The sequence below is a fragment of the Moraxella catarrhalis genome (assembly GCF_001656295.1).
Taxonomy (GTDB): domain Bacteria; phylum Pseudomonadota; class Gammaproteobacteria; order Pseudomonadales; family Moraxellaceae; genus Moraxella; species Moraxella veridica.
This window is the reverse complement of sequence record NZ_LXHE01000010.1, coordinates 26,761-51,532: the sequence shown is the minus strand read 5'-3', so window position 1 is coordinate 51,532 and position 24,772 is coordinate 26,761. Positions and strand designations below refer to the sequence as shown.

The window sequence follows — 24,772 nt, the reverse complement described above, 5'->3', positions numbered from 1 at the left end:
TTTAAGTTATGCGGTAAACAAAACCAAGATATTATCCAATGCTTTAGATGGCAGATTTCATGTTATAAAATAACATTTTGATGTCAGCTGTGCTATAATTGAATCATTTTTAGAATTTGGGGTACTTATCAATGACAACATTTGCATCACGAACGCTTTTTAAAATCTCTGTTTTGTATCAATCTTTAAAATCTGTGATTATATTACCCATCACCACGATTTTTTCAGTATCTGCGATGGCTGGTATGGTCAGCGTCAGTAATTATCCGCTTGCACTTTTAAGCCATGAAGTTACCCAAGGTCAGCATGATGCCAAAGTGCTGCTTACTGCTGGCGATGTTGGGCATCATGGCTCACTATCACCAAGCAAAGTCAAATTGGTTGAAGACAGTGATTATGTCATTTGGTTTGGTGAATCACTTGAACAAAATTTGGTCAAAACATTGGCAGATGCACCGAATGCAATTTCATTGCTAAAATTTAACGCCTTTAACCGTCTGCCTTTAAGGCATATTGATGGTAGCCAAAAACCAGATTCAGAAGATGCACATATTTGGCTTGATCCAGAAAATGCCAAAGCCATCGTGCGTGCGTTATCTGTGGTGCACAGTCATGCCAACCCAGAATATAAAGCCAAATATGCCCAAAATGCCGCAGATTTTGAGCAGCGTATGGATAAAGCCGTTCAAAGCGTACAGGTCAATGGCATGACACCGTATTGGGCGTATCATGATGCTTTTCAGTATATCGAACAAGCGGCAGGGCTGAAATTTGCAGGGGCTTTGACGCCCGATCATCACTTAAACCCAAAAGCCAGCCAATTTAAGCTGCTTAATCAAACAAGACCACAGCCGTCCATGTGCCTTGCGTCTCAAGGGATAGTCTCAGATGGCATTAAAAATAAGCTTGGTAATGTGAGCGTGGCTGTTATTCAAGAAGACATGAGTGGAATGGGCGAGGATTTTGTCAGTGCGTGGCTAGCGCAGGTGGATGCGCTCCAAAAATGTGCTGGTATTAAATAATTCTTGCTTAGCAGAAGGCGGCTCTTTATAATCAAGCCTTTCAACCAACATCTTTAAGATTATGAGCCGTCCTGCCCAACGTAATAAAAAATCTGCCATCTATAAAGCCCAAATGCGCCAAATTTGGGCAGTTTTGGGCGTCATGATCTTTGGCTTGGTGCTAAGCTATGTGATGGCAGATGCTGATAGACTGATCGCCAAAGGTCTGTCGATCGGCGCTTTGATTGCCTTTATTGGGCAGCTGATTTTTACTCACATCGCTTACCACACTGTGGGCGCTAAGTACGCTCGTCAAATCATGCTTAATACTTATTTGGGTCTTGTGATCAAATGGGCGACGACCTTGGCTTTATTTGCTTTTGTGTTCTTAAAGATTCAACCAATCAGTACAGTTTCGGTCATCATAGGATATATTATCTTGATTATCAGCCAAAATTTGGTATTGATTAAGATAAAATAATTTGCCTATCAAATCCCTACTTGCATTATTTGTATCAAAATTATCAATCAATCAATCAATCAATCAACCCATAAAGACCATGCATCTTAGATAGAAAAGCGAGTAATTGATCGGTAGCTTTTGTGAAACATTAGATTATTTTAAAATATTAGTAATATTAGCTATCATTGATAAAACTCTTGAAAATAGTTTGATAACAAATTGTTTACTCTCAAGAGAATCATAAAATTATGCAATTTTCCCATAAATTTGCAAAATTTCGGCAATAAAATGGTGATTTGGTCTTTACATATTGCCAACACTAAAGTAAGATACTCTGTTAGTTACAAGTACAATTTATTGTTATGAATTTCATAAGTATTTATGAAATTCATTGATTTTTTAAATCAATGCAAAAGTATGGATTTTGTCGGAATTAATGGACAAGGGAAGTACGGTTGATGAAATATTAATCAGCCAAACTGCTGACAATGGATTGAAAAGAGTTAAATGGTAACTTCGTTTTTTGATTTGGCGTTTATCACCAATTTTTCTTTTTTGAGTTAAAATAAGAAGCTTATTTATGGCAGCCGAACAGACATCTACAGAATATATTGCTCACCATTTGACCAATTGGACATTTGGACACCACCCTGAATTGGGCTGGAAAGTGGCTCATGATGCCGCTGAAGCTCAGCAAATGGGATTTATGGCGATCCATGTGGATTCCATGCTGTGGTCAATTGGTTTGGGTATTTTCTTTTTGGCGCTTTTTTGGGCGGTTGGTCGTAAAGCGACTTCAGGCGTTCCAACTAAGCTACAAGCTTTTGTTGAGATGATTGTTGATTTCGTAGACAACAGTGTTCGTGAGTCTTACAATGGTCCATCAAAGCTGATAGCACCGCTGTCATTGACGATTTTTGTGTGGATTTTTTTGATGAACTTAATGGATTTGGTGCCTATTGACTGGATACCAAGCGTGGCTCAATGGGTAGGTTCATTAATGGGTCATGATCCACATCATGTATATTTCAAAATTGTACCAACCACAGACCCAAATATTACTTTGGGTATGGCGATTGGCGTATTTTTCCTAATCATTGGTTTTGGTTTGAAATATAAAGGCGTTGGTGGCTTTATTGCAGAATTTACATTGCATCCTTTTAGTGCAAAAAATCCAATTTTGCAAGCTATCTTAATCCCAATTAACCTAGTACTTGAAATTGTTACCTTATTAGCAAAACCAATCTCATTGGGACTGCGTCTATTTGGTAACATGTACGCAGGTGAGCTTATTTTCATCTTGATTGCACTGATGCCATTCTGGATTCAGTGGGCGCTGAGCGTGCCTTGGGCAATCTTCCATATTCTAGTTATTACTCTTCAGGCGTTCGTGTTTATGATGTTGACGATTGTATACTTGTCGTTAATCTCAGCAGAATCCGAACATTAATTTGAACCTTTTTTAATAACCCTTGATTTTAGGTCATAAGGAGACATCATGGATCCAGTAATCGCACAGTACACACTACTTGCAGTAGCTCTACTAATCGGTGCAGGCGCACTAGCAACAGGTATCGGTTTTGCTATCCTAGGCGGTAAATTCCTAGAAAGTACTGCTCGTCAACCTGAGCTTGGTTCACAACTACAGACCAAAATGTTCATCGTTGCAGGTCTGCTTGACGCCGTACCAATGATCGGTGTTGGTATCGCAATGCTTTTATTGTTCGCCAACCCATTCGCATAAGCTGAAACCGTCAGTTTAACGACCACCTTTGGGTCTTAGATACAAAGGTGGGCATCACCTGACTTTCACTAACAACGAGGTGATTGGATGATCAATTCAACCATTTTCGGTCAGCTGATTGCTTTTGCAATCTTTGTGCTATTTTGCATGAAGTTTGTATGGCCACCACTGATCGGCGCGATTAATGAGCGTCAACGTAAAATCGAAGAAGGCTTAAATGCCGCAGAAAAAGCAAAGGCGGATTTGGTTTCTGCTGAAAAGCAAGTAGAAGCGGAATTTGCAGCTGCTAAGACCGAAGCTGCATCTATCATTGAGCGTGCGAATAAAACCGCCAACCAAATGATTGAAGATGCCAAAGAACAAGCCCGTCTTGAAGGCGAGCGCATCATCGCCGCAGCTCATGCAGCTGTAGAGCAAGAAGCTGCCCAGACTCGTGAACAACTACGCTCACAAGTGGCCAGTCTTGCTGTACTGGGTGCTGAAAAGATTTTGCAAGACAAAATCAATGAACAAGAACACGCCAGCATGCTTGAACAGTTGGCGGCTAAGCTGTAATTAGAGGATATCATGGCTGAACTTACTACCTTAGCTAGACCATATGCCAAAGCAGCATTTGATTACGCTAAAGAGCATAATGCAATCAGCAATTGGGAAGCCTTTTTGTCGATCGCAAGCGATGTTGTACGCAATGAAGATTTTGCTTCACTGCTTAACAATCCAGCCATTTCTGCACAACAAAAAGCAGATATTCTGATGGATGCCTATGGCAAATTAACAGCAGAGCAGGCATCTCAAGCGTTAACCAACTTTACAAAACAGTTGGCAGAGCATGACAGATTGGCACTGATGCCTGAGATCACTGCTCATTACACCAAGCTAAAATCACAAGAGCTTAAACAGGTTGATGCTTACGTAACTTCAGCCTTTCCACTAACCGAAGCTCAAAGTAAAAAGCTTCAAGAGCGATTAGCGCTCTCAACAGGTTCTATCGTTATTTTGCATGAATCTGTAGACCCAAGCTTGTTGGGTGGGGCTACGATCAAGGTGGGTGACAAGTTTACTGATGGCTCAGTGCGTGGCAAGTTAAAACAATTAAAGACTCAGCTAACTGCGTAAGTAGTGAGCTGTCTAAATCAAAGGAAACAAGGCAATGCAACAATTGAATCCAGCCGAAATCAGCAATCTGATTAAGCAGCGTATTCAAGACCTTGACGTAAGCGCAACTGCAAAAACTGAAGGCGTTATCGTCAGTGTCTCTGATGGTATTGTGCAAATCCATGGCCTAGAAGAAGCTATGTATGGCGAGATGATCGAGTTTGAAGGTGGTGTGTACGGTATGGCACTAAACCTTGAACAAGATTCAGTCGGTGCAGTTGTACTGGGTGAATATCTTAGCTTGCAAGAAGGTCAAAAAGCATATTGCACAGGTCGTATTTTGGAAGTACCAGTCGGTCCTGAACTATTAGGTCGTGTCGTCGATGCGCTGGGTAACCCAATCGATGGCAAAGGTCCAATTAATGCAAAATTGACTGATAAAGTCGAAAAAATTGCACCAGGTGTTATCGCTCGTCAATCTGTTGATGAGCCTGTTATGACTGGCTATAAAGCGGTAGATACCATGATACCTATTGGTCGTGGCCAGCGTGAGCTGATCATTGGCGACCGTCAAACTGGTAAAACCGCCTTGGCAATCGATGCGATCATCGCTCAGAAAAACTCAGGCATTAAGTGTGTGTATGTTGCGGTTGGCCAAAAACGTTCTACCATTGCTAACGTCGTACGTAAGCTGGAAGAAACAGGCGCATTGGCTTATACAACCGTTGTGGTTGCTTCTGCATCTGAGCCAGCAGCGCTTCAGTATATCGCACCTTACTCAGGTTGTACGATGGGTGAGTACTTCCGTGATCGTGGTGAAGATGCACTGATTGTTTATGATGATCTATCAAAACAAGCTGTAGCTTATCGTCAGATTTCCTTGCTACTACGCCGTCCACCTGGACGTGAAGCTTATCCAGGCGATGTATTTTATCTACACTCACGCCTTCTAGAGCGTGCGTCACGAGTTAATGCGGATTATGTTGAAGCATTTACTAATGGTGAAGTAAAAGGTAAAACTGGATCTTTGACAGCATTGCCCATCATTGAAACTCAAGCTGGTGACGTATCAGCATTCGTACCAACCAACGTTATTTCTATTACTGATGGTCAGATTTTCCTTGAGTCAAACTTGTTTAACTCAGGTATTCGCCCAGCGGTCAACGCAGGTATTTCGGTATCTCGTGTTGGTGGTGCAGCTCAGACCAAAATTATCAAAAAGCTATCAGGCGGTATTCGTACAGCACTTGCTCAATATCGTGAACTTGCTGCGTTTGCTCAGTTTGCCTCGGATCTAGATGATGCTACCAAGCAGCAGCTAGAGCATGGTGTGCGTGTTACTGAGTTGATGAAGCAAAAGCAATATGCACCGATGTCTATTGCTGATCAAGCAGCAGTTATTTATGCATCAAACGAAGGCTATCTGTCTGATGTGCCTGTAGAGAAGATTGGTGCGTTTGAAGAGGCTTTCTTGCGCTATCTTCGCACAGAACACGCTGCATTGATGAATGAAATTGATGAAACTGCTAACTATAACGATGACATCGAAGGTCGTCTAAAAGCTGCGGTTGAGTCATTCAAAGCATCAGCAAGCTACTGATTGTAGCAAAGAAATATGGTGTGTTAAGCGTTTGTTTTAACGCACCATAACCCTTTTTATAATAAGTCCAGTATTGGAATAATTATGGCAAGCTTAAAAGAAATTCGTGCTAAAGTAACCAGCATTAAAAGTACGCAAAAAATTACGCGTGCAATGCAAATGGTGGCTGCCAGTAAGATGCGCCGTGCCCAAGAGCGAATGGAATCGGGTCGTCCGTATTCGGACGGTATGCGCCGTGTCATTTCACATTTAGTGCAAGCGCAATCAGATTATAAGCATCCCTATATGGTTAACCGTCCGGTCAATCGTGTTGGTTTTGTGGTTGTAACTTCTGACCGTGGTCTGGCAGGTGGTTTGAACATCAACCTATTCAAAAACTTGTTAAAAACAGTCAAAAGCTATCAAGAGCAGTCAGTTGAAATTGAATTTGCAGTGATAGGCGCAAAAGGCGTAGGCTTTTTTAAGAACTTTGGTGGTAGAGTAACCTCAGCTGTCACTGACTATGGCGATAACCCTGCGCTTGAGCAAATCAACACGCCAGTTCAAGCCATGCTTGATGACTACTTGAATGGAAAATTAGATCGCATTTACTTGGTGTATAACCAGTTTATCAATGCCATGGCGCAAAAACCAGTAGTTGAACAGATTGTACCATTGGCAGAGGGCGAGTTTAATGACAGTGAGCTTCAAGCGCACAGTTGGGATTATATTTATGAGCCGGATACTAAAACGCTCATTGATAGCTTGCTCCTACGCTATATTGAATCTGTGGTCTACCAGTCCGTTCGTGAAAACGTTGCCTCTGAACAGTCGGCTCGTATGGTAGCAATGAAGGCGGCAACAGATAATGCTGGCAACTTAATTAAAGAATTACAATTGGTTTATAATAAGCTCAGACAGGCAGCGATTACACGAGAAATCTCAGAAATCGTTGGTGGTGCTGCCGCTGTTTCTTAATTGACTAATTTTAGATAATAGGAGAACGCAATGAGCGGTCGTATTGTACAGATTATTGGTGCGGTTATTGACGTTGAATTTGACCGTGGTCAAGTGCCACAAATTTATGACGCATTGAGTGTCGATGGTACAGAAACTACACTTGAAGTACAGCAACAGTTAGGTGATGGCGTGGTTCGTACCATTGCTATGGGTTCAACTGAAGGCTTGAAGCGCGGCTTGTCGGTTTCTAATTCAGGTGCGCCAATTTCGGTGCCAGTAGGTCAAGCAACACTGGGTCGTATTATGGATGTCTTAGGTCGCCCAATCGATGAAGCCGGTCCAGTAAACGCTGCTGAAAAATGGTCTATTCACCGTGAAGCACCAAGCTATGATGAACAATCAAACTCAACCGAACTGTTAGAAACAGGTATTAAGGTGATTGACTTGCTTTGCCCATTTGCTAAAGGTGGTAAAGTTGGTTTGTTCGGCGGTGCAGGTGTTGGTAAGACCGTTAACATGATGGAGCTAATCAACAACATCGCTCTTAAACACTCGGGCTTGTCAGTATTTGCTGGTGTGGGTGAGCGTACTCGCGAAGGTAATGACTTCTACCACGAGATGCAAGAAGCGGGCGTTGTTAATACTGATGACTTTACAAAGTCTAAAGTAGCCATGGTTTATGGTCAGATGAATGAGCCACCAGGAAACCGTCTACGTGTTGCCTTAACTGGTTTGACAATGGCTGAATATTTCCGTGATGAAAAAGACGAAGCAACGGGCAAAGGCCGTGATGTTCTGCTGTTCGTAGATAATATTTATCGTTACACATTGGCAGGTACTGAAGTATCAGCACTTTTAGGTCGTATGCCATCTGCGGTAGGTTATCAGCCAACCCTTGCAGAAGAAATGGGCTTGTTACAAGAGCGTATTACATCTACTCAATCAGGTTCGATCACTTCTGTTCAAGCAGTTTATGTACCAGCGGATGACTTGACTGACCCATCACCAGCAACGACATTTGCTCACTTAGATGCAACGGTTGTACTAAGCCGTGATATTGCATCACAAGGCATTTATCCTGCGGTTGACCCACTTGATTCTACTTCACGTCAGCTAGATCCACAAGTCATTGGCGAAGAGCATTATGCAGTCGCTCGTGGCGTACAGGAAGTTCTACAGCGTTATAAAGAGCTAAAAGATATCATCGCAATTTTGGGTATGGACGAGCTATCAGAAGAAGATAAACTTGTGGTTTATCGCGCTCGTAAGATCCAGCGCTTCTTGTCTCAGCCATTCCACGTTGCTGAAGTCTTTACTGGCGCGCCAGGTAAATATGTGGCATTGCGTGATACCATCGCTGGCTTTAAAGCGATCATTGACGGTGAGTACGATGATCTGCCAGAGCAAGCATTCTATATGGTCGGCGGTATTGACGAAGTTGTTGCTAAAGCTGAAAAATTAAAAGCATAAACTGTTGCAGCCACAGTCAGATAGGGATCTGGCTGTGGCATGATCTAACGACTGCTGATCTATTGGGAGAATGATATGGCAACTTTTAAGTGCCGAGTTGTGAGTGCTAGAGAAGAGTTATATGTCGGTGACATTAGCATGTTGATTGCAAATGGTCACTCTGGCGAGATTGGCATTTTGGCAGGTCATACACCATTGATTACTTTGCTAAAACCAGGTCCTATGCGTATGAAATCTGCCGATGGATCAAGCGAAGAAGTGATTTATGTGTCGGGTGGCGTGCTTGAAGTGCAGCCTCATGTTGTAACAGTGTTGGCTGACTCTGCAGAACGCGCGCATGATTTAGATGAAGCTAAAATCGCTGAGGCTCGTCGTGCTGCTGAGCAGATGCTGGTTAATCAAACAGATACCCTGCAAACAAATGCTGCATTGGCTGCATTGGCAGAATCGGTAGCTCAGCTACAAACCATTCAAAAATATAAAAATCGTGCTTAATGCGCGATTTATATGATTAAATTGTGATAAAATAAAATCAGTTTAGGTTATTGTGGTGGTGACATCACTTTAGGATAATTATGACTGCTGCCCCTGAAAAAGAAGATATACCCCGAATCTTAATCGTCGAAGACGATGAAAGATTAGCGATGCTTACGCAAGATTATTTGCGAAAAAATGGGCTTGATGTAGCCATTGAGACTGATGGTACTCGTGCTATTCGTCGCATTATCAGTGAACAGCCTGATTTGGTTGTGTTGGATGTCATGCTGCCTGGAAGTGATGGTTTGACAGTCTGCCGTGAAGTGCGTGCGCATTACCAGCAGCCTATCTTGATGCTGACTGCACGAACCGATGACATGGACCAAGTATTAGGACTAGAGATGGGTGCGGATGATTATGTCGCAAAACCAGCTCAGCCCCGCGTGCTATTAGCTCGCATTCGTGCTTTATTGCGTCGCTCTGATACCGTGCCATCTGATACCTCTCCACAACGCTTAGAATTTGGCGATTTGGTCATTGATAATGGTGGTCGTTCGGTTACGCTTAATGACGATTTGGTTGACTTTACCAGTGCTGAATATGATCTTTTATGGTTGTTGGCGTCTAATGCGGGTCGAATTTTATCGCGTGAAGATATCTTTGAGCGTCTGCGTGGCATTGAATACGATGGTCAAGATCGCTCAATTGATGTTAGAATTTCTCGCATTCGCCCCAAAATTGGCGATGACCCAGAAAACCCAAAACGCATCAAAACCGTACGCAGTAAAGGCTATCTGTTTGTCAAAGAAGGCAATTAATTCATGGCATCTTGTTTCGACAAAGTGATGCGTGCGAAGCCAGCTGTTGCTGGCTTTCATTTTATCAGGCGCTGTTTGATATGACTTTGGTTAGTTTTGCAGAAAGAAGTATCTTTTTTAGAATTTATGCAGGACTTTTGCTTGTCTGCTTATCTGTTGCTTTTTTTGCTTATCTATTGGTAGATACCATCAACCAAGAACGGGCTCAGTCTTATCGAGAAACAGTGGCAACGGGCGTTTTTTATTTGATTGGTCAAAGTGCCATTCATCAAGAAACCAACGCCCAAAAAAATTATTGGTTAAATGATATCAGTGCGTTATTTGGGAGTAATTTTGAAATTATTCCCATGGATTCTGTTGAGTTTAAAGCCAGAGAAATGCGTCGCATTGAAGAGGCAAAAACTGTCGTACGGTACGATCCTTACACCAATCAATCGACATTTTACCATCATCTTGAGGGTACCGATGAGATTTTGACGGTCAAATTGACTCAGGTTGGTGAGCGTCAAGTACGCGCAATGACGATTTTTTTGTTAGATGATTTATCGTATTTTCATGGTTATGAGCAAAAACAGGCTCGCCTTGAATATTTGAGTGAAAAATTCAGTTATCCGATTTATCAACAGTCCATCAATAATTTGTACCTTGACCATGATCAAATCGCCAGACTAAAACGGGATGAATTGGTCATTTCTTATCAAGATGGAATTCGAGGTCAAGATTCGACCATCTCATTTATTGTCGCTTCAGAAGTTGAAGATGAAGTGATCGTGGTTGGACCTGTGGCTTTATTTAATTGGTTTCCGCTGAATCTTTTGGCAAGTGTTGCACTGATTTGTGTTTTATTGATTGCACTTGGCGTGTATGCCTTGATTTTTCCTTTAGAAAGGCGTCTTCAGTTGCTACAGCTTGGTGTTAATCGTGTGGCTCAGGGTAATCTTGATACCAAAGTTCAAGTAGTGGGACAAGATGACATTGCTAGACTGTCAATGACATTTAATGCCATGACAGAACACATCAAACGCTTGATTGAATCACAAAGAGAGCTTACTCGAGCGGTATCACACGAACTGCGAACACCTGTTGCACGCATTCGCTTTGCGGGCGATATGCTGGCTGATACAGACGATGAAGACTCTCGGCAGCTGCAAAGACAGTTTATTGATGAAGATATTGAGTCGCTCAATGAATTGATTGATGAGATTTTGACTTACGCAAAGCTTGAGGAGGGTTCTCCGAAGCTTGATTGGGAAATGGTGAATTTGCGTGATCTGATTGAGCAAATTGAGCGTGAAACCAATGCATTAGGCAAGCCCATTCAACTGATTTGTAAATTACCGCCTGCGAAAGCTGTGGCGATGGCAGATAGGCGGTATCTACACCGTGTGGTTCAGAATTTGGTGGGTAACGCGCTTCGCTACGCGCAATCAACTGTTATGTTAAGCGCTGGCGTTGTCAAGGGTGAGGCGTTCATCAGCGTTGAAGATGATGGGCATGGCATTGCAGAAGAAAATCGTGAAAAAGTCTTTATCCCATTTGCCAGATTAGATGATAGCAGAACTCGGGCATCGGGTGGATATGGCTTGGGCTTATCCATCGTTAGCCGAATTGCTTTTTGGTTCAATGCAAATCTATCGGTAGACGAAAGCCCAACGCTGCATGGCGCAAGATTTATCATGACATGGCCTGTTAAACAAGTGGGCGTCGTGGTCGCAGCCGATGAGCTAACCCAAGATAGAGTTGAAAAAACCATTCATCAAAAGGGCGCTACGTTGGATTGATTGGCGTAGTGTCAAAATCATCATTTGGCGTATCATTAATTTGGGTTATCAAAGGGATTTTGACGCAAACTTGTAGTCCGCCATTGGGATGATTGATGGCCTCAACCACGCCTTGATGAAGATGGGCAATACGGCTGACAATCGCCAAGCCCAGACCGCTACCTTGTGTGGTACGAGCAGACTCACCGCGCTCAAACGGCTGCATGATCCGCTCAAGCTGATCTTCTGCCACACCCTCGCCTTCATCTTTGACGCATAAAATCAGCGTCGGGTAGTGATCAAAGATATGATCATTTTGTATGTTTTGAGCTGGGGGTGTGATTGTTGCGATCAAATGTATTGGTTGCTCCCCATAGCGAATGGCGTTATTGACCAAATTGACAATAAGTCGCTTGATTGACAAGGGTCTGACAGGAACCGACTGAGCCACTGTAGACTCATATAAAAATCTCACGCCATCAAACTGAACCATAATTTCTTTGAATATGGCATCCAAATTGGTTGGTTTGACAGGCTCATCAGAACCATCTTTCATAAAAGAGATGAATTGTTCTAAAATGGCATCCATATCTTCAATGTCATAGACCAAACCCTCACGGAAAAATTCATCAGGTAGCATCTCGGCGGTCAACCGCATACGAGTTAAAGGTGTTCGCAAATCATGACTGATACCTGCAAGCATAATAGTGCGTTCTTTTTGAGCTTGATTGAGTGTTGTAAAGAGCCGATTAAATGCTGTATTGGCTTTGCGAATTTCATTGGGTCCTGTTTGGGTAGGTAAGGTGGTTGCGTGACCATGAAGGATATAATTGTTTGCAGCACGCTCTAATTTTTTTAAAGGACGGTTTAGTCCTCGTACCAAAACTAAAATAGTCATAATAGTCAGTAGTGGCAAGCCAAATAAAAATCCGTAAATAACGCCTGTGCTGTACTGTGAATAATACATCATCGGCTCACGAATCCAGATATCAGGATGGGCGCTGTCATGAATCCAAAGTTTGGGGGTGGGTTTGAATTTAAAATACACTTCCACCTCACGACCAAGTGATTGCGATATTTCTTCTGCCATAATTTGGGTAAGATAAACAACCACAGGTTTATCGGTGACGCTTGGAAAATCTTGGGGGTTGGTGATGATTTCAATGTGCGTATTATCTGTTAGCCATTGCATAAATTCAGGATTATCATGCCATTCATCGCCCACTGAGGTTAGTAGTTTAATTTCAGTGGATAAATAACTGGCATGGTTTTTAAGCTCAGGCAAATAAAGGCTTCTCCAAAATAATGATATGGATAATGCAACGCTAACCAAGACAATAAAGCATACCATGAGCAATGTTTGCAGTGTATTTGAATACAGTTTATAATTAATTTTTGCTAAAAAAATTCGAAATTTTTTATTCGTGTTTTTATTCATGACTAACTGCCTATGATTTGCCCAAGCGTATTTTAACACAGCTTAAACCGAGCTTTTTAAGCAAATTTTGATAAAAATTCATTTTTTGCTTTTAACTTGAGTAATTTCTTGTTATAATTAATCTTTTAGTGGTTCAGGTTCGAACGGCTCATCCTCATTAATATCGAATCTGTACCATGCTCTAATTCTTGCAAATGATTTTTAGATTTTTATTTTATAAAAGAGAGTTATCATGGTAGTTATTCGTCTAGCTCGTGGCGGTTCAAAAAAGCGTCCATTTTATCAAGTTGTTGTTGCTGATAAGCGTGCATCTCGTGATGGTCGTTTTATCGAGAAAATCGGCTTTTTTAACCCAATGGCACGAGGTCAAGAAGTTGAAACCCGCATTGATTTAGAAGCTTATAATGCTTGGATTGCCAAAGGTGCACAGCCAACAGAGCGTGTTGCTTCAATTGTTAAAGCATTGAACAAAGTAGCTTAATCGCGCTTTGATCTTACGGTTTGCGTTCATGGGAGCGTAAACCGTTTTGTGTTATTTATTTATCACGATTTTACAGTAAGCGATCACCACCTTGACTATAAAAGCAAACTCTTCTAAAACCGTTGCCCCTGAGGCTTCAGAACTGGTTAAGATTGCCACCTTAAAAAAACCTTATGGCATCAAAGGTTGGCTTTGGGTTTTTAGTGAGACGGATGAAAGAGACAGTATCTTTGAGATGCAGCCTTGGTGGATGAAAACTGCCACAGGCTTTAAGCCGATCACCGTGAAAGATTGGCGTGTGCAAGGTCAAGGGCTGGTGGCTTGTTTTCTTGAGATTGCTGATCGTAATGTCGCTGAAACCATGAATGGTACAACCATTTGGGTTTCTAAAGACAGCTTTCCTAAGCTTGCCGATGATGAATATTATTGGTCAGATTTGATCGGGCTTACCGTCATTAATGAACAAGGTGAAAATCTTGGCATCATCAAAGAGATGTTTGAGACGGGTGCGCACGAAATTATCTCGCTAAAGCCAACCCCTCAAAGTATTGATGATGAGGCACGCTTGATTCCTTGGCATAGCGATGTGGTGCTCTCGGTTGATCTGCCTAATAAAACCATGCTTGTCGCTTGGGGATCTGATTATTAATTATTTGTCATTTTTAATCCTTTTTAGGGATTGAAACTCATAAGCATTTGGGGTGGCTGCTGTGTTTTTTGCGGTGATCAGTATTCTGCCAGAGATGTTTAGCGCCATCAAAGACTTTGGCGTGGTAGGCCGCGCGGTCAAAAATGAACAAGTGGTTATCCACGTGATTAACCCAAGGGATTTTACCACCGATAATTACCGTCGGATTGACGAACGCCCATTTGGAGGTGGTCCTGGTATGGTCATGATGGCAGAGCCACTTGAAAAAGCGATCATACATGCTCAAGATTTGGCTAAGCAGGCAGGCTGTGACATCCACAATGGTCAATGCCCTGTGGTATATCTCTCACCGCAAGGAGAGACTTTGAGCGAGCCTTTGGTGGCTAGCATGCCAAGTTTGGATGGCATGATATTATTATGCGGTCGGTATGAAGGGATTGATGAGCGGCTCATTACGCGCTATGTGGACAAAGAAATCTCCATTGGCGACTATGTGCTGACGGGCGGTGAGCTGCCTGCCATGGTCTTGATGGACAGCGTGATTCGTCGATTACCTAAGGTCATGGGTGATGATCTGTCCGCCGAGCAAGATTCGTTTGTTGATGGGCTTTTGGATTGTCCGCACTATACCAAGCCACTTGAGTTTCATGGCGAAGCGGTGCCATCTGTCTTACTTTCTGGGCATCATGCCAATATTGCCAAATGGCGTTTTTTAGAACAAGTTAAGCGTACCAAGGCACGTCGCCCAGAGCTTTGGGAAGACTTTCAACCCAATAAACAGCAAGCCAAGTGGCTAAAAGACTTGGAAGATTAATTAAATCTGTATGGTTCAGATGTAGCGTGCGTGATGCCGCTTTATTAACGATGGTATGCGACTTTTTAACCATTGCTTAACTTTGTGTTTTGCAAGAAAGTTTTAGCCTCTGCCATGATTATCAGGAGAAATCTTGTGAGTAACAAACATCCTTTAGTACAAGTTGTTGAAAATGCACAACTAAGAAACCACCCAGCTTTCGCACCAGGCGACACTGTTGTTGTTCAAGTGAAGGTTCGTGAAGGCGATCGTGAGCGTTTACAGGCTTTTGAAGGCGTTGTCATCGCTAAGCGTAATCGCGGTCTAAACTCTGCATTCACCGTTCGCAAAATCTCAAGCGGTGTTGGTGTTGAGCGTGCATTCCAACTACATTCACCATTGATCGCTAGCATCGAAGTGAAGCGTCGTGGTGATGTTCGCCGTGCCAAATTGTACTACTTGCGTGAGCGTTCAGGTAAATCTGCGCGTATCAAAGAAAAATTGGGTGCGCGTAAAGGCGCAGAATAATCTGCTCTCTACCATGTCCAAAAATCCCCAAGTTCAGGCTTGGGGATTTTTATTTATTGTCTTATTTAATTTCTAGAGTGCATTCGGATGGCGTCACGCTTTATTTGCTGCAGCCTTTTGGTCTAAAATCATCATCTACATCGGTTTCACATTTCCATCCATCTTTGGAAGTATGCTTCCAGGTTAATTGTTTATTATGTAGGGCACTGGCGGCATTACCGCCAAAAACAGCTTTAATGGTGCTTTTAGTATTGCCTTCATTATTTGGTAAAGTAACAGTTGGCTTGTTGCCTTGCATCAAGTCACTATTTATTGTATCTGCTTTACAATTTTCAGCGTTGAGACCTTGAAGCAAGCACATTTCAACAGCAGTGCGTAGCTGACTGGTTTCCATCATCACACGATTAACTTGAGCGGTAATGGTGTGCTTTTGATATTGAGGTATGGCAAACATCGCTAAAACGCCAATAATCAATACCACAATCATCAGCTCTATTAGGGTAAACCCTTGCTGTGCCTTCATAAACTTATCCAAAAAATTAAAAGTGCTCATTTTGCCATACCATTTATCAATATACAATAAAAAATTATTGAAAATGAACTACTTGGTCATCAATATGATATTGCAAGCCGCATCATCAGTTTAAGAGTAATATGGTATCGCCTAAGGATACATCATCCATCAAATTTACAATACTGTATCAGGTGTTTAGACATATTTATTAATTTAATGGGATATTTTTTAAATAAATATCGATTATCTTGGGATATATTTTGTAATTATCGCGGTTTTGGGCTATTATTATAAGTGGAAAAGTAACACTTGTTTATGTTCAAAAACAAGTAAGGTTATCTTTAGGCACTTGTAAGTATAATGAACGGTCATTGACTTACAAGCACCGATTAAGATCGTTTAGTTTAAAAGAGGATATGCTATGTTAGAACAATATAGAGCTCATGTTGAAGAGCGTGCAGCATTAGGCGTGCCACCACAGCCATTGACTGATGTACAAACTGCCGATTTGGTTGAGCTGCTAAAAAATCCACCAGCAGGCGAAGAAGATTATTTGGTGGACTTGCTTGAAAATCGCGTTCCAGCAGGCGTTGACCAAGCCGCTTATGTCAAAGCTGCGTTTTTATCTGCCATTGCAAAAGGTGAGACTACCTCTCCTCTGATCTCAAAAGAGCGTGCCGTATATCTATTGGGCACCATGTTGGGTGGTTATAATGTTGCGCCACTGGTAGAATTGCTTGATAATGAAGAGTTGGCTGGCTTGGCAGCTGAAGCACTCAAAAAAACCTTGTTGGTTTTTGATGCTTTCCATGATGTCGAAGAAAAAGCCAAAGCAGGTAATGCCAACGCCAAAGCTGTGCTAGAATCATGGGCAGAGGCGGAGTGGTTCACTAGCCGTCCTGAAGTACCAGAAGAAATCACCATCACTGTATTTAAAGTGACTGGCGAAACCAACACTGACGATCTATCACCTGCACAAGATGCTTGGAGCCGTCCTGACATTCCATTGCACGCCAACGCCATGCTAAAAAATGAGCGTGATGGCATTGAGCCTGAGCAGCCAGGTGTTGTAGGTCCGCTTACCCAGATCAAAGACTTGATCGCTAAAGGCAATCCTGTGGCGTATGTGGGTGATGTTGTGGGTACAGGCTCAAGCCGTAAATCTGCAACCAACTCGGTGCTATGGTTCTTTGGTGATGAAATCCCTCACATTCCAAACAAAAAAGATGGCGGCGTGTGCTTAGGCGGAAAAATTGCACCAATTTTCTTTAATACCATGGAAGATGCGGGTGCGCTGCCTGTTGAGATTGATGTTACTGAGATGAACATGGGTGATGAAGTTACCCTGAAAATCAATCACGAAACTGCTGTTGTGACTGCTTTTAAAGACGGTCAGCAAATCGCTGAATCACCACTTAAAACGCCTGTGCTGCTAGATGAAGTGCGTGCTGGTGGTCGTATTAACCTAATTATCGGTCGCAGCTTGACGACCAAAGCTCGTGAATCATTGGGTCTAGAGCCATCTACCTTGTTCCGCACCCCAGATCAACCTGCTGATACAGGTAAAGGCTTTACTTTGGCACAAAAAATGGTCGGTCGTGCTTGCGGTTTGCCAGAAGGTCAAGGTATCCGCCCAGGCACATATTGTGAACCTAAGATGACGACAGTTGGCTCGCAGGATACCACAGGTCCAATGACTCGTGATGAGCTGAAAGATTTGGCTTGCTTGGGCTTCTTAGCAGACCTAGTGATGCAGTCTTTCTGTCATACCGCTGCTTATCCTAAGCCGATTGATGTTGTCACGCATCATACCTTGCCTGACTTTATTATGAATCGTGGTGGTGTGAGCTTGCGTCCAGGTGACGGCGTCATCCACTCATGGCTAAACCGTATGCTACTGCCTGATACTGTGGGTACTGGCGGTGACTCTCATACTCGTTTCCCGATCGGTATCTCATTCCCAGCGGGCTCAGGCTTGGTTGCCTTTGCGGCAGCAACAGGTGTGATGCCATTGGATATGCCAGAGTCTGTCTTGGTTAAGTTCAAAGGCAAAATGCAGCCTGGCATCACCTTGCGTGATCTGGTTCATGCCATTCCTTACTATGCCATCCAAGAAGGCGATCTAACGGTTGAGAAAAAAGGTAAGAAAAACATTTTCTCAGGTCGTATCCTTGAGATCGATCTGACCGAAATGGAAAATGATCTGACTGTTGAGCAAGCATTTGAGCTGTCTGATGCGTCGGCTGAACGTTCGGCTGCAGGCTGTGCCATCACGGTATCAGAAGAAAAAGTCGCTGAATACTTGCGCTCGAACATTGTTATGCTCAAGTGGATGATCGCTGAAGGCTATGGTGATGCGCGTACCTTGTCTCGCCGCGCTGAAAACATGCAAAAATGGCTTGACAATCCAAGCCTGATGAAAGCTGATCCAGATGCTGAATACGCCAAAGTTTACGAGATCGATCTATCTGAAATCAAAGAGCCGATCTTGTGCTGCCCAAATGACCCAGATGATGCTAAGCTATTGTCTGAAGTGGCAGGCGATAAGGTTGATGAAGTATTCATCGGCTCATGTATGACTAACATCGGTCACTTCCGTGCTGCAGGTAAGCTTCTATCAGAAGTACCAGCAGGCAGCTTGACGACTCGTATGTGGATTGCGCCACCTACCAAGATGGATGAGCGCCAGTTGATGGATGAAGGTTACTATAATACCTATGCGCAAGCCGGTGCACGTACAGAAATGCCAGGCTGCTCGCTATGTATGGGTAACCAAGCGCGTATCGCTCCTAACTCAACAGCGGTTTCAACTTCGACACGTAACTTCCCGAACCGCTTGGGTCAAGGCGCTAACGTTTACTTGGCGTCTGCAGAGCTTGCGTCTGTAGCAGCGGTTATCGGCAAACTGCCAACAGTTGAAGAATATCAAAAATATGCAGGCAAGCTTGATAACATGCAAGCAGAGGTATATAACTATCTGAACTTTGATCAGATGGCTGACTATACTGGTAAAGCTGACAAAATCGACGTCGCTCAGCTTAGCTAAGATATCATAACCATCCAAAATACCGTTATCTGATGATGACGGTATTTTTTTGCGTTTAAAATTTAAAAAATAATTTGCATAGACAACTATTATTTGCTATTATTAGTATATACAACTTATTAACATTTTTATCAAGTTAAATTCTATTAAAAAGGATATTATTATGACCAAATTCACTCGCACTGACACCAGCCGTGTCATCCAAGCACCCACAGGCACAAGCTTGACTTGCAAAAGCTGGCTGACCGAAGCGCCATATCGCATGATCCAAAACAACCTACATCCTGATGTTGCCGAAAATCCCCAGAGCCTTGTGGTGTATGGTGGCATTGGACGTGCTGCACGCAACTGGGAGTGTTATGACAAAATCTTGGAGACACTCACCGAACTTGAAGATAACCAAACCTTGCTGATCCAATCTGGCAAACCTGTGGGCGTGTTTAATACGCATGCGAATGCGCCGCGTGTACTCATCGCCAACTCAAACCTTGTCCCACGTTGGGCGACGTGGGAGCATTTTAATGAGCTTGACCGCAAAGATTTGTTTATGTATGGACAGATGACCGCAGGCAGTTGGATTTATATTGGCACACAAGGGATTGTGCAGGGCACTTATGAGACCTTTGCTGAAGCAGGACGACAGCATTTTGGTCATGGTCAAGATAAAAGCACTGATAATTGGAAGGGTCGCTGGATTTTGACTGCAGGGCTTGGTGGTATGGGCGGCGCTCAGCCACTGGCGGCGACCTTTGCAGGGGCTGTGTCACTGAATATCGAATGCCAGCAATCCAGCATTGATTTTCGCTTGCGTACAGGCTATGTGGATAAGCAAGCCCGTGATCTTGACCACGCTTATGAGCTCATCAAAGAGCATGCCGACAAAGGCGAAGCGGTATCGATTGCCTTACTTGGCAATGCTGCCGAAATTTTACCACAAATTGTTAAACGCGCCAAAAACGCTGGTGACAACAAGCACTTTAAGCCTGACTTTGTCACTGACCAAACATCCGCCCATGATTTGATCAATGGCTATTTGCCAATCGGCTGGACGGTTGATGAGTGGAAGGCGGCACAAGCCGATCCAAGCCAACACGAAAAATTGACCCAAGCAGCTGCCAAGTCGTGTGCGGTGCATGTACAAGCCATGCTCGACCTACAAGCCATGGGCGTGCCTGCCACTGACTATGGCAATAATATTCGCCAAGTCGCCTTTGATGAAGGGGTGAAAAATGCCTTTGATTTCCCTGGCTTTGTCCCTGCTTATATCCGTCCGTTATTTTGTCAAGGTAAAGGTCCGTTTCGCTGGGTTGCATTGTCTGGCGATCCAGAAGACATTTACAAGACCGACCAAAAGATCAAAGAGCTGTTCCCTGATAACCAGCATGTGCATAACTGGCTGGATATGGCAAAAGATCGCATTCATTTTCAAGGTTTGCCGGCGCGTATCTGCTGGCTTGGTCTTGGCGAGCGAGACAAAGCAGGCTTGGCGTTTAATGAAATGGTGAAAAACGGCGAGCTAAAAGGTCCGATTGTCATTGGGCGAGATCACCTAGATACGGGTTCTGTGGCAAGCCCCAACCGAGAAACCGAATCGATGAAAGACGGGACGGATGCGGTGTCTGACTGGGCTTTATTAAATGGTATGCTGAATGTGGCAGGTGGTGCTACTTGGGTGTCTTTGCACCATGGCGGGGGTGTCGGCATGGGCTACTCTCAGCATTCTGGCATGGTGATTGTCGCTGACGGTACGGATGAAGCTGCCGCGCGCTTGGCTAATGTGCTCGTGAATGACTGTGGCAGTGGTGTGATGCGTCATGCCGATGCTGGCTATGAGCTTGCCATTGAAACTGCCAAAAATTATGGATTAAAGTTGCCGATGCTAGAGTCTTAATCTTTGGATTAATAAAACTCAGGGCAAAAGGCGATCGATTGCCTTTTGCCCTGATGTGTTTTGATCTATAAATATTGCTCAAAGGAATTGTCTGTTTTAAGGAAAAAAATGAATAACAACCACCATTATAAGTCAAACACCTTAGCCGTCATACAGATGACTGGATTTAGCCTATTGGGCATTGCGCTGTTTTTTGTGCCGATCACCATCGGTGGCAAGCGCACCATTGCTTTTGATCATATGGCTGGCTACTTGGTGAACGAGCAGCGTACCTTGGCTGTCATTTTGTTATTTTTACTTATGATTTATGGCGTTGCCAAGCCGTTTGTTTCTGGAACATGGCGCTCAAATGCGACCAATGTGGTTTTAAGTGCGTTTAAGGTATTGGGTTTGGTCTTGGCGGTCATGTATGTGACAGGCACTGCGCCTGACATGCTGATGACCAAAGACATGCTGCCATTTTTGTTTGAAAAATTAGCGTTGCCAGTTGGTATGATCATTCCCATTGGCGCACTCATGCTGTCCTTTTTGATTGCTTTTGGCTTACTTGAGATGATGGGCGTAATCATGCAGCCTGTGATGAGACCGATTTGGCGGACTCCAGGATCATCGGCGATAGATGCTGTGGCGTCATTTGTGGGCAGTTATTCTGTCGGTCTTTTGATTACGGATCGTGTGTATCTCAAAGGGGCGTACTCTGCCAAAGAAGCGGCGATCATTGCCACTGGATTTTCGACGGTTTCGACAGCATTTGTGGTGATTGTCGCTAAGACTTTGGAATTGATGCCGTTTTGGAATGTGTATTTTTGGTCGTGTCTGGTCATTACTTTTTTGGTGACAGCGATCACAGCTCGGCTGCCGCCCATTAGAAATATGGATGATCAAAAAACCATTACTGATGAAATTGATTTTAATCAATCACGCCTAAGTCAAGCATGGCAAACAGGTGTCCAGACCGCCAAAAGTGCGCCGCCGCTGTATCGAGTTTTGGGGCAAAATCTTTGGGATGGCATCCAAATGTCTGCAGCGGTCGTGCCTGCCATCATTGCCATTGGCTTATTTGGGTTATTATTAGAAAAGTACACGCCCGTCTTTGACATTCTTGGTTTGGCTTTGGTGCCGTTTACTTGGCTGGGGGGATTGTCCGATCCTATGGGCGCTGCCAAAGGCTTGTCTTCTGGGCTGGCAGAGATGTTTTTGCCTGCGCTTTTATTGGCTCAAAACGATGTCTTGACCCGTTATGTGACCGCAGTAGTGTCGGTCTCTTCGGTGGTATTTTTTTCGGGCATGGTGCCTTGTGTATTGGCAACCAAAATCCCTTTGTCTGTCGCTCAAATGGTCTTAATCTGGTTCATACGCGTCGCATTGAGTATTTTATTTGCTTGCGCATTTGGTCATTTGGCGATACATTTGGGCTGGATCTATTAATTAATTAAGGATATTTTCATGAAAAATACGGTGTTTCTCTCAGCAGGTCGGCTGACTTTTGATCAGCTTCGCAAAATTTATAATAATCCAGTGACTATCACGCTTGATCCTGACAATTATGCTCAAATTGATCGATCGCATGAAGCGGTTCAAGCAATTATCAAAAAAGACAAAGCCGCTTACGGTATTAACACAGGCTTTGGTCTGCTTGCCAAAACACGCATCGCCGATGATGAGCTTGAACTCTTACAAAGAAACTTGATTTTAAGTCACTGCGTGGGCACAGGCGAGCGTCTGCCTGACAATGTCGTCCGCTTGATCATTGTGATGAAATTATCAAGCCTAGCCCAAGGCTGCTCTGGCGTGCGCCGCGAGGTGATTGATGCTTTGATGGGTTTGATTAATCATGACATCATGCCAATCATCCCAGCCAAAGGCTCGGTGGGGGCAAGTGGCGATCTGGCGCCTTTATCGCACATGACATTGGCAATTTTGGGTGAAGGGCAAGTGGTGGTGGATGGTCAAACCATATCTGCCAAAGAGGCGCTGGCTCAAGCTGGCTTAACACCAATCAAACTGGCAGCCAAAGAAGGACTTGCGCTGATTAATGGAACGCAAGTTTCAACAGCCTTGGCGATACGCGGTTATTTTATGGCGCAAGATCTGTTGGCGGCGGCTACAGTTGTGGGCAGTATGTCTATCGATGCTGCGCGTGGTTCAGATGCGCCTTTTGATGCGCGCATACACGAAGTGCGTGGGCATTACGGACAAATTCAAATCGCCAAAACTCATCGAGAACTGATTGAGGGCAGCGCCATCCGAGAATCTCACGCACAAGATGATGAGCGCGTGCAAGATCCGTATTGCTTAAGATGCCAGCCTCAGGTCATGGGTGCGTGCCTTGATATCATCAACCAAGCAGGCAAAACCTTACTCACTGAAGCCAATGCCGTCACTGATAATCCGCTGATTTTCCATGATGATGAGCCTGTGGCGATCTCTGGGGGTAATTTTCATGCGGAGCCAGTGGCTTTTGCTGCTGATATGCTGGCGCTGGCGCTCAGTGAGATCGGATCGATGAGTGAGCGCCGTGTTTCTTTATTGATTGATCAGACATTATCGGGCGGGCTGCCAGCATTTTTGGTGAAAAATGCAGGCTTAAACTCAGGCTTTATGATCGCTCATGTCACGGCAGCGGCTTTGGTCAGTGAAAATAAATCTTTGGCGCATCCTGCCTCCGTGGACAGCATACCAACCAGTGCCAACCAAGAAGACCACGTGTCTATGGCGACTTTTGCTGCTCGTCGTCTGTATGAGATGGCACACAACACCGCCACAGTGGTGGGAATTGAGCTGCTTGCCGCGGCTCAAGGTGTGGATTTTCATATCCATAATGGCTTATCAACATCACAAAAAATCTCTCAGGTGCACAGTCAGCTGCGTGCTGTGGTTGATTTTTATGATAAAGATCGTTACTTTGCCAGTGATATCGAACATGCCAAGCAAATGGTGTTATCAGGCGAGCTGTTAGAGAGCTGGTCGGAGCTAAGATCGGACTGGTATGTGAATGCATGATTTAATGCGTGTGATCATTTTATAATTTAATTTGGAAAAATTTATCATGGTGGATTTTGTTTCTTTTGTTGCCAGTGACTATACTGGACGCAGCGATCCTTTAGAGTCGGACAGGTCGTTATACTGGCATCAGATGGTGCAAGGTTTTGATTATCAGCGCATTGGATTGATTGGTTTTGCCAGTCATGAAGGTGTGAAGCGTAATCTTGGACGCATTGGGGCAATCTCTGGACCTACCAAAATCCGCCAATTTTTTGCCAAGCTTCCTATAACGCCAGACATCCAAGATGCGTATGGTCAATTAAATCACTTGGTCGGGGATGCAGGCGAGATTGTTTGTGAAGATTTTGCACAAATCATGCCGCATAGTCTTGAGTCCGCCCAAGCACTGTATGCCGACAAAGTGACTGAGATTTTGGCTCAAAACTCGGTCGCCATTGGCTTGGGTGGTGGGCATGAGATTGCTTTTGGTAGTTTTTTGGGCTTGTATCAATTTTTGAAATTCAAAGATACTTCCCAAAAGATTGGTATTATTAATTTTGATGCGCATTTTGACTTACGCACTGATGAGTATGCCACTTCAGGTACGCCATTTTTACAAATCAGCGAGATGGTGGGTCAGGATTTTGCGTATTTTTGTGTAGGTATCAGCCGTTTTGGTAATACCGCAAGTTTGTTTGATAAAGCCAATCAGCTTGGCGTTGACATCGTTAGTGATGATGAGTGCCATCGTCTGCCGTATGATGAGATTTGGCAGCGCTTGGCGGAGTTTATCGAGGCTGTGGATGTGCTGTATGTGACCGTCGATTTGGACTGCTTGCCAGCGGGTGTGATGCCAGCGGTCAGCGCTGTTAATCCAAAAGGCATTGACTTGGATTTGCTTGAGTTTTTACTTACTAAGATCATTGATACAAATAAAGTCAAGGTGCTTGATTTTGCGGAATTTAATCCTGCTTATGACATTGACGATCGAGGCGCAAAAGTGGCTGCTCGTCTATTGGCTGTATGCGTAGAACAGCTATTGCTGACATCGCATGATCCCACAATCTGATGCTTGATTGA

General features: G+C 43.8%; 23 protein-coding genes. 21 read left to right on the top strand and 2 right to left on the bottom strand.

The features are described from left to right. Positions 1 to 131 precede the first annotated feature (131 nt). The 12 genes from AO382_RS05085 (at position 132) to AO382_RS05030 (ending at position 11,388) form a co-directional block, all read left to right on the top strand. A complete protein-coding gene (locus tag AO382_RS05085) occupies positions 132 to 1,022 on the top strand; it encodes a metal ABC transporter substrate-binding protein (protein ID WP_064618696.1) in 891 nt (296 codons plus the stop codon). 61 nt (positions 1,023 to 1,083) lie between these two features. Continuing rightward, positions 1,084 to 1,482, top strand: coding sequence for an ATP synthase subunit I (locus tag AO382_RS05080; protein ID WP_064618694.1), 399 nt, complete (start codon positions 1,084 to 1,086; stop codon positions 1,480 to 1,482). Between the two features lie 562 nt (positions 1,483 to 2,044). Continuing rightward, positions 2,045 to 2,914, top strand: a complete 870-nt coding sequence (atpB, locus tag AO382_RS05075) for a F0F1 ATP synthase subunit A (protein WP_064605943.1) — start codon at positions 2,045 to 2,047, stop codon at positions 2,912 to 2,914. A gap of 48 nt (positions 2,915 to 2,962) precedes the next feature. Beyond that, positions 2,963 to 3,208, top strand: a complete 246-nt coding sequence (gene atpE / locus AO382_RS05070; protein ID WP_003658962.1) for a F0F1 ATP synthase subunit C — start codon at positions 2,963 to 2,965, stop codon at positions 3,206 to 3,208. Positions 3,209 to 3,295: 87 nt separating this feature from the next. Continuing rightward, entirely contained in the window at positions 3,296 to 3,763 is a 468-nt protein-coding gene (locus AO382_RS05065) for a F0F1 ATP synthase subunit B (RefSeq protein WP_064611799.1), read from the top strand. Positions 3,764 to 3,775: 12 nt separating this feature from the next. Further along, a complete protein-coding gene (locus AO382_RS05060; protein ID WP_064618692.1) occupies positions 3,776 to 4,324 on the top strand; it encodes a F0F1 ATP synthase subunit delta in 549 nt (182 codons plus the stop codon). A gap of 34 nt (positions 4,325 to 4,358) precedes the next feature. Next, the gene (atpA, locus tag AO382_RS05055) at positions 4,359 to 5,903 is read left to right on the top strand and encodes a F0F1 ATP synthase subunit alpha (protein ID WP_049236596.1); all 1,545 of its coding nucleotides are present in this window, start codon (positions 4,359 to 4,361) and stop codon (positions 5,901 to 5,903) included. A gap of 84 nt (positions 5,904 to 5,987) precedes the next feature. After that, positions 5,988 to 6,860, top strand: a complete 873-nt coding sequence (gene atpG / locus AO382_RS05050; protein ID WP_064618690.1) for a F0F1 ATP synthase subunit gamma — start codon at positions 5,988 to 5,990, stop codon at positions 6,858 to 6,860. 30 nt (positions 6,861 to 6,890) lie between these two features. Beyond that, on the top strand, positions 6,891 to 8,312 hold the full coding sequence (atpD, locus tag AO382_RS05045; RefSeq protein WP_064611795.1) for a F0F1 ATP synthase subunit beta: 1,422 nt from the start codon (positions 6,891 to 6,893) through the stop codon (positions 8,310 to 8,312). A 75-nt stretch (positions 8,313 to 8,387) separates the two neighbouring features. Next, positions 8,388 to 8,807 carry a F0F1 ATP synthase subunit epsilon gene (locus tag AO382_RS05040; RefSeq protein ID WP_064611794.1) on the top strand — a complete coding sequence of 140 codons (420 nt, stop codon included), beginning with the start codon at positions 8,388 to 8,390 and terminating at the stop codon, positions 8,805 to 8,807. Between the two features lie 80 nt (positions 8,808 to 8,887). After that, the gene (locus tag AO382_RS05035) at positions 8,888 to 9,607 is read left to right on the top strand and encodes a response regulator (RefSeq protein ID WP_064611793.1); all 720 of its coding nucleotides are present in this window, start codon (positions 8,888 to 8,890) and stop codon (positions 9,605 to 9,607) included. A gap of 80 nt (positions 9,608 to 9,687) precedes the next feature. Continuing rightward, entirely contained in the window at positions 9,688 to 11,388 is a 1,701-nt protein-coding gene (locus AO382_RS05030; protein WP_201030218.1) for an ATP-binding protein, read from the top strand. Here the strand turns inward: AO382_RS05030 and AO382_RS05025 are convergent. Next, positions 11,375 to 12,805, bottom strand: coding sequence for an ATP-binding protein (locus AO382_RS05025; protein WP_064618686.1), 1,431 nt, complete (start codon positions 12,803 to 12,805; stop codon positions 11,375 to 11,377). The two genes, AO382_RS05030 and AO382_RS05025, sit on opposite strands and share 14 nt — an antisense overlap. Before the next feature lie 232 nt (positions 12,806 to 13,037). Here AO382_RS05025 and rpsP point away from each other — a divergent pair, with 232 nt between their 5' ends. From rpsP to rplS, 4 genes are all read left to right on the top strand, one after another. Continuing rightward, positions 13,038 to 13,286: a 30S ribosomal protein S16 gene (rpsP, locus tag AO382_RS05020; RefSeq protein WP_064611790.1), complete on the top strand. Its 249-nt coding sequence runs from the start codon at positions 13,038 to 13,040 to the stop codon at positions 13,284 to 13,286. A gap of 97 nt (positions 13,287 to 13,383) precedes the next feature. After that, complete coding sequence (gene rimM, locus AO382_RS05015) at positions 13,384 to 13,935, top strand: ribosome maturation factor RimM (RefSeq protein ID WP_064611813.1); 552 nt, start codon at positions 13,384 to 13,386, stop codon at positions 13,933 to 13,935. Positions 13,936 to 13,996: 61 nt separating this feature from the next. After that, positions 13,997 to 14,749, top strand: a complete 753-nt coding sequence (gene trmD / locus AO382_RS05010; protein ID WP_064618710.1) for a tRNA (guanosine(37)-N1)-methyltransferase TrmD — start codon at positions 13,997 to 13,999, stop codon at positions 14,747 to 14,749. A gap of 135 nt (positions 14,750 to 14,884) precedes the next feature. Continuing rightward, positions 14,885 to 15,256, top strand: a complete 372-nt coding sequence (gene rplS, locus AO382_RS05005) for a 50S ribosomal protein L19 (protein WP_064611789.1) — start codon at positions 14,885 to 14,887, stop codon at positions 15,254 to 15,256. A 100-nt stretch (positions 15,257 to 15,356) separates the two neighbouring features. Here the strand turns inward: rplS and AO382_RS05000 are convergent, their stop codons facing one another. Beyond that, positions 15,357 to 15,779, bottom strand: coding sequence for a pilin (locus AO382_RS05000; protein WP_064618684.1), 423 nt, complete (start codon positions 15,777 to 15,779; stop codon positions 15,357 to 15,359). Between the two features lie 412 nt (positions 15,780 to 16,191). Here AO382_RS05000 and AO382_RS04995 point away from each other — a divergent pair, with 412 nt between their 5' ends. The 5 genes from AO382_RS04995 (at position 16,192) to hutG (ending at position 24,761) form a co-directional block, all read left to right on the top strand. Continuing rightward, a complete protein-coding gene (locus AO382_RS04995) occupies positions 16,192 to 18,816 on the top strand; it encodes a bifunctional aconitate hydratase 2/2-methylisocitrate dehydratase (protein ID WP_064618682.1) in 2,625 nt (874 codons plus the stop codon). Between the two features lie 163 nt (positions 18,817 to 18,979). Next, a complete protein-coding gene (gene hutU / locus AO382_RS04990; protein WP_064618680.1) occupies positions 18,980 to 20,707 on the top strand; it encodes a urocanate hydratase in 1,728 nt (575 codons plus the stop codon). Positions 20,708 to 20,815: 108 nt separating this feature from the next. Next, entirely contained in the window at positions 20,816 to 22,135 is a 1,320-nt protein-coding gene (locus AO382_RS04985; RefSeq protein ID WP_064618678.1) for a YjiH family protein, read from the top strand. A gap of 18 nt (positions 22,136 to 22,153) precedes the next feature. Continuing rightward, positions 22,154 to 23,710 carry a histidine ammonia-lyase gene (gene hutH / locus AO382_RS04980; protein ID WP_064618676.1) on the top strand — a complete coding sequence of 519 codons (1,557 nt, stop codon included), beginning with the start codon at positions 22,154 to 22,156 and terminating at the stop codon, positions 23,708 to 23,710. Positions 23,711 to 23,756: 46 nt separating this feature from the next. Next, positions 23,757 to 24,761: a formimidoylglutamase gene (gene hutG / locus AO382_RS04975; protein WP_064618674.1), complete on the top strand. Its 1,005-nt coding sequence runs from the start codon at positions 23,757 to 23,759 to the stop codon at positions 24,759 to 24,761. Positions 24,762 to 24,772: the final 11 nt, after the last annotated feature.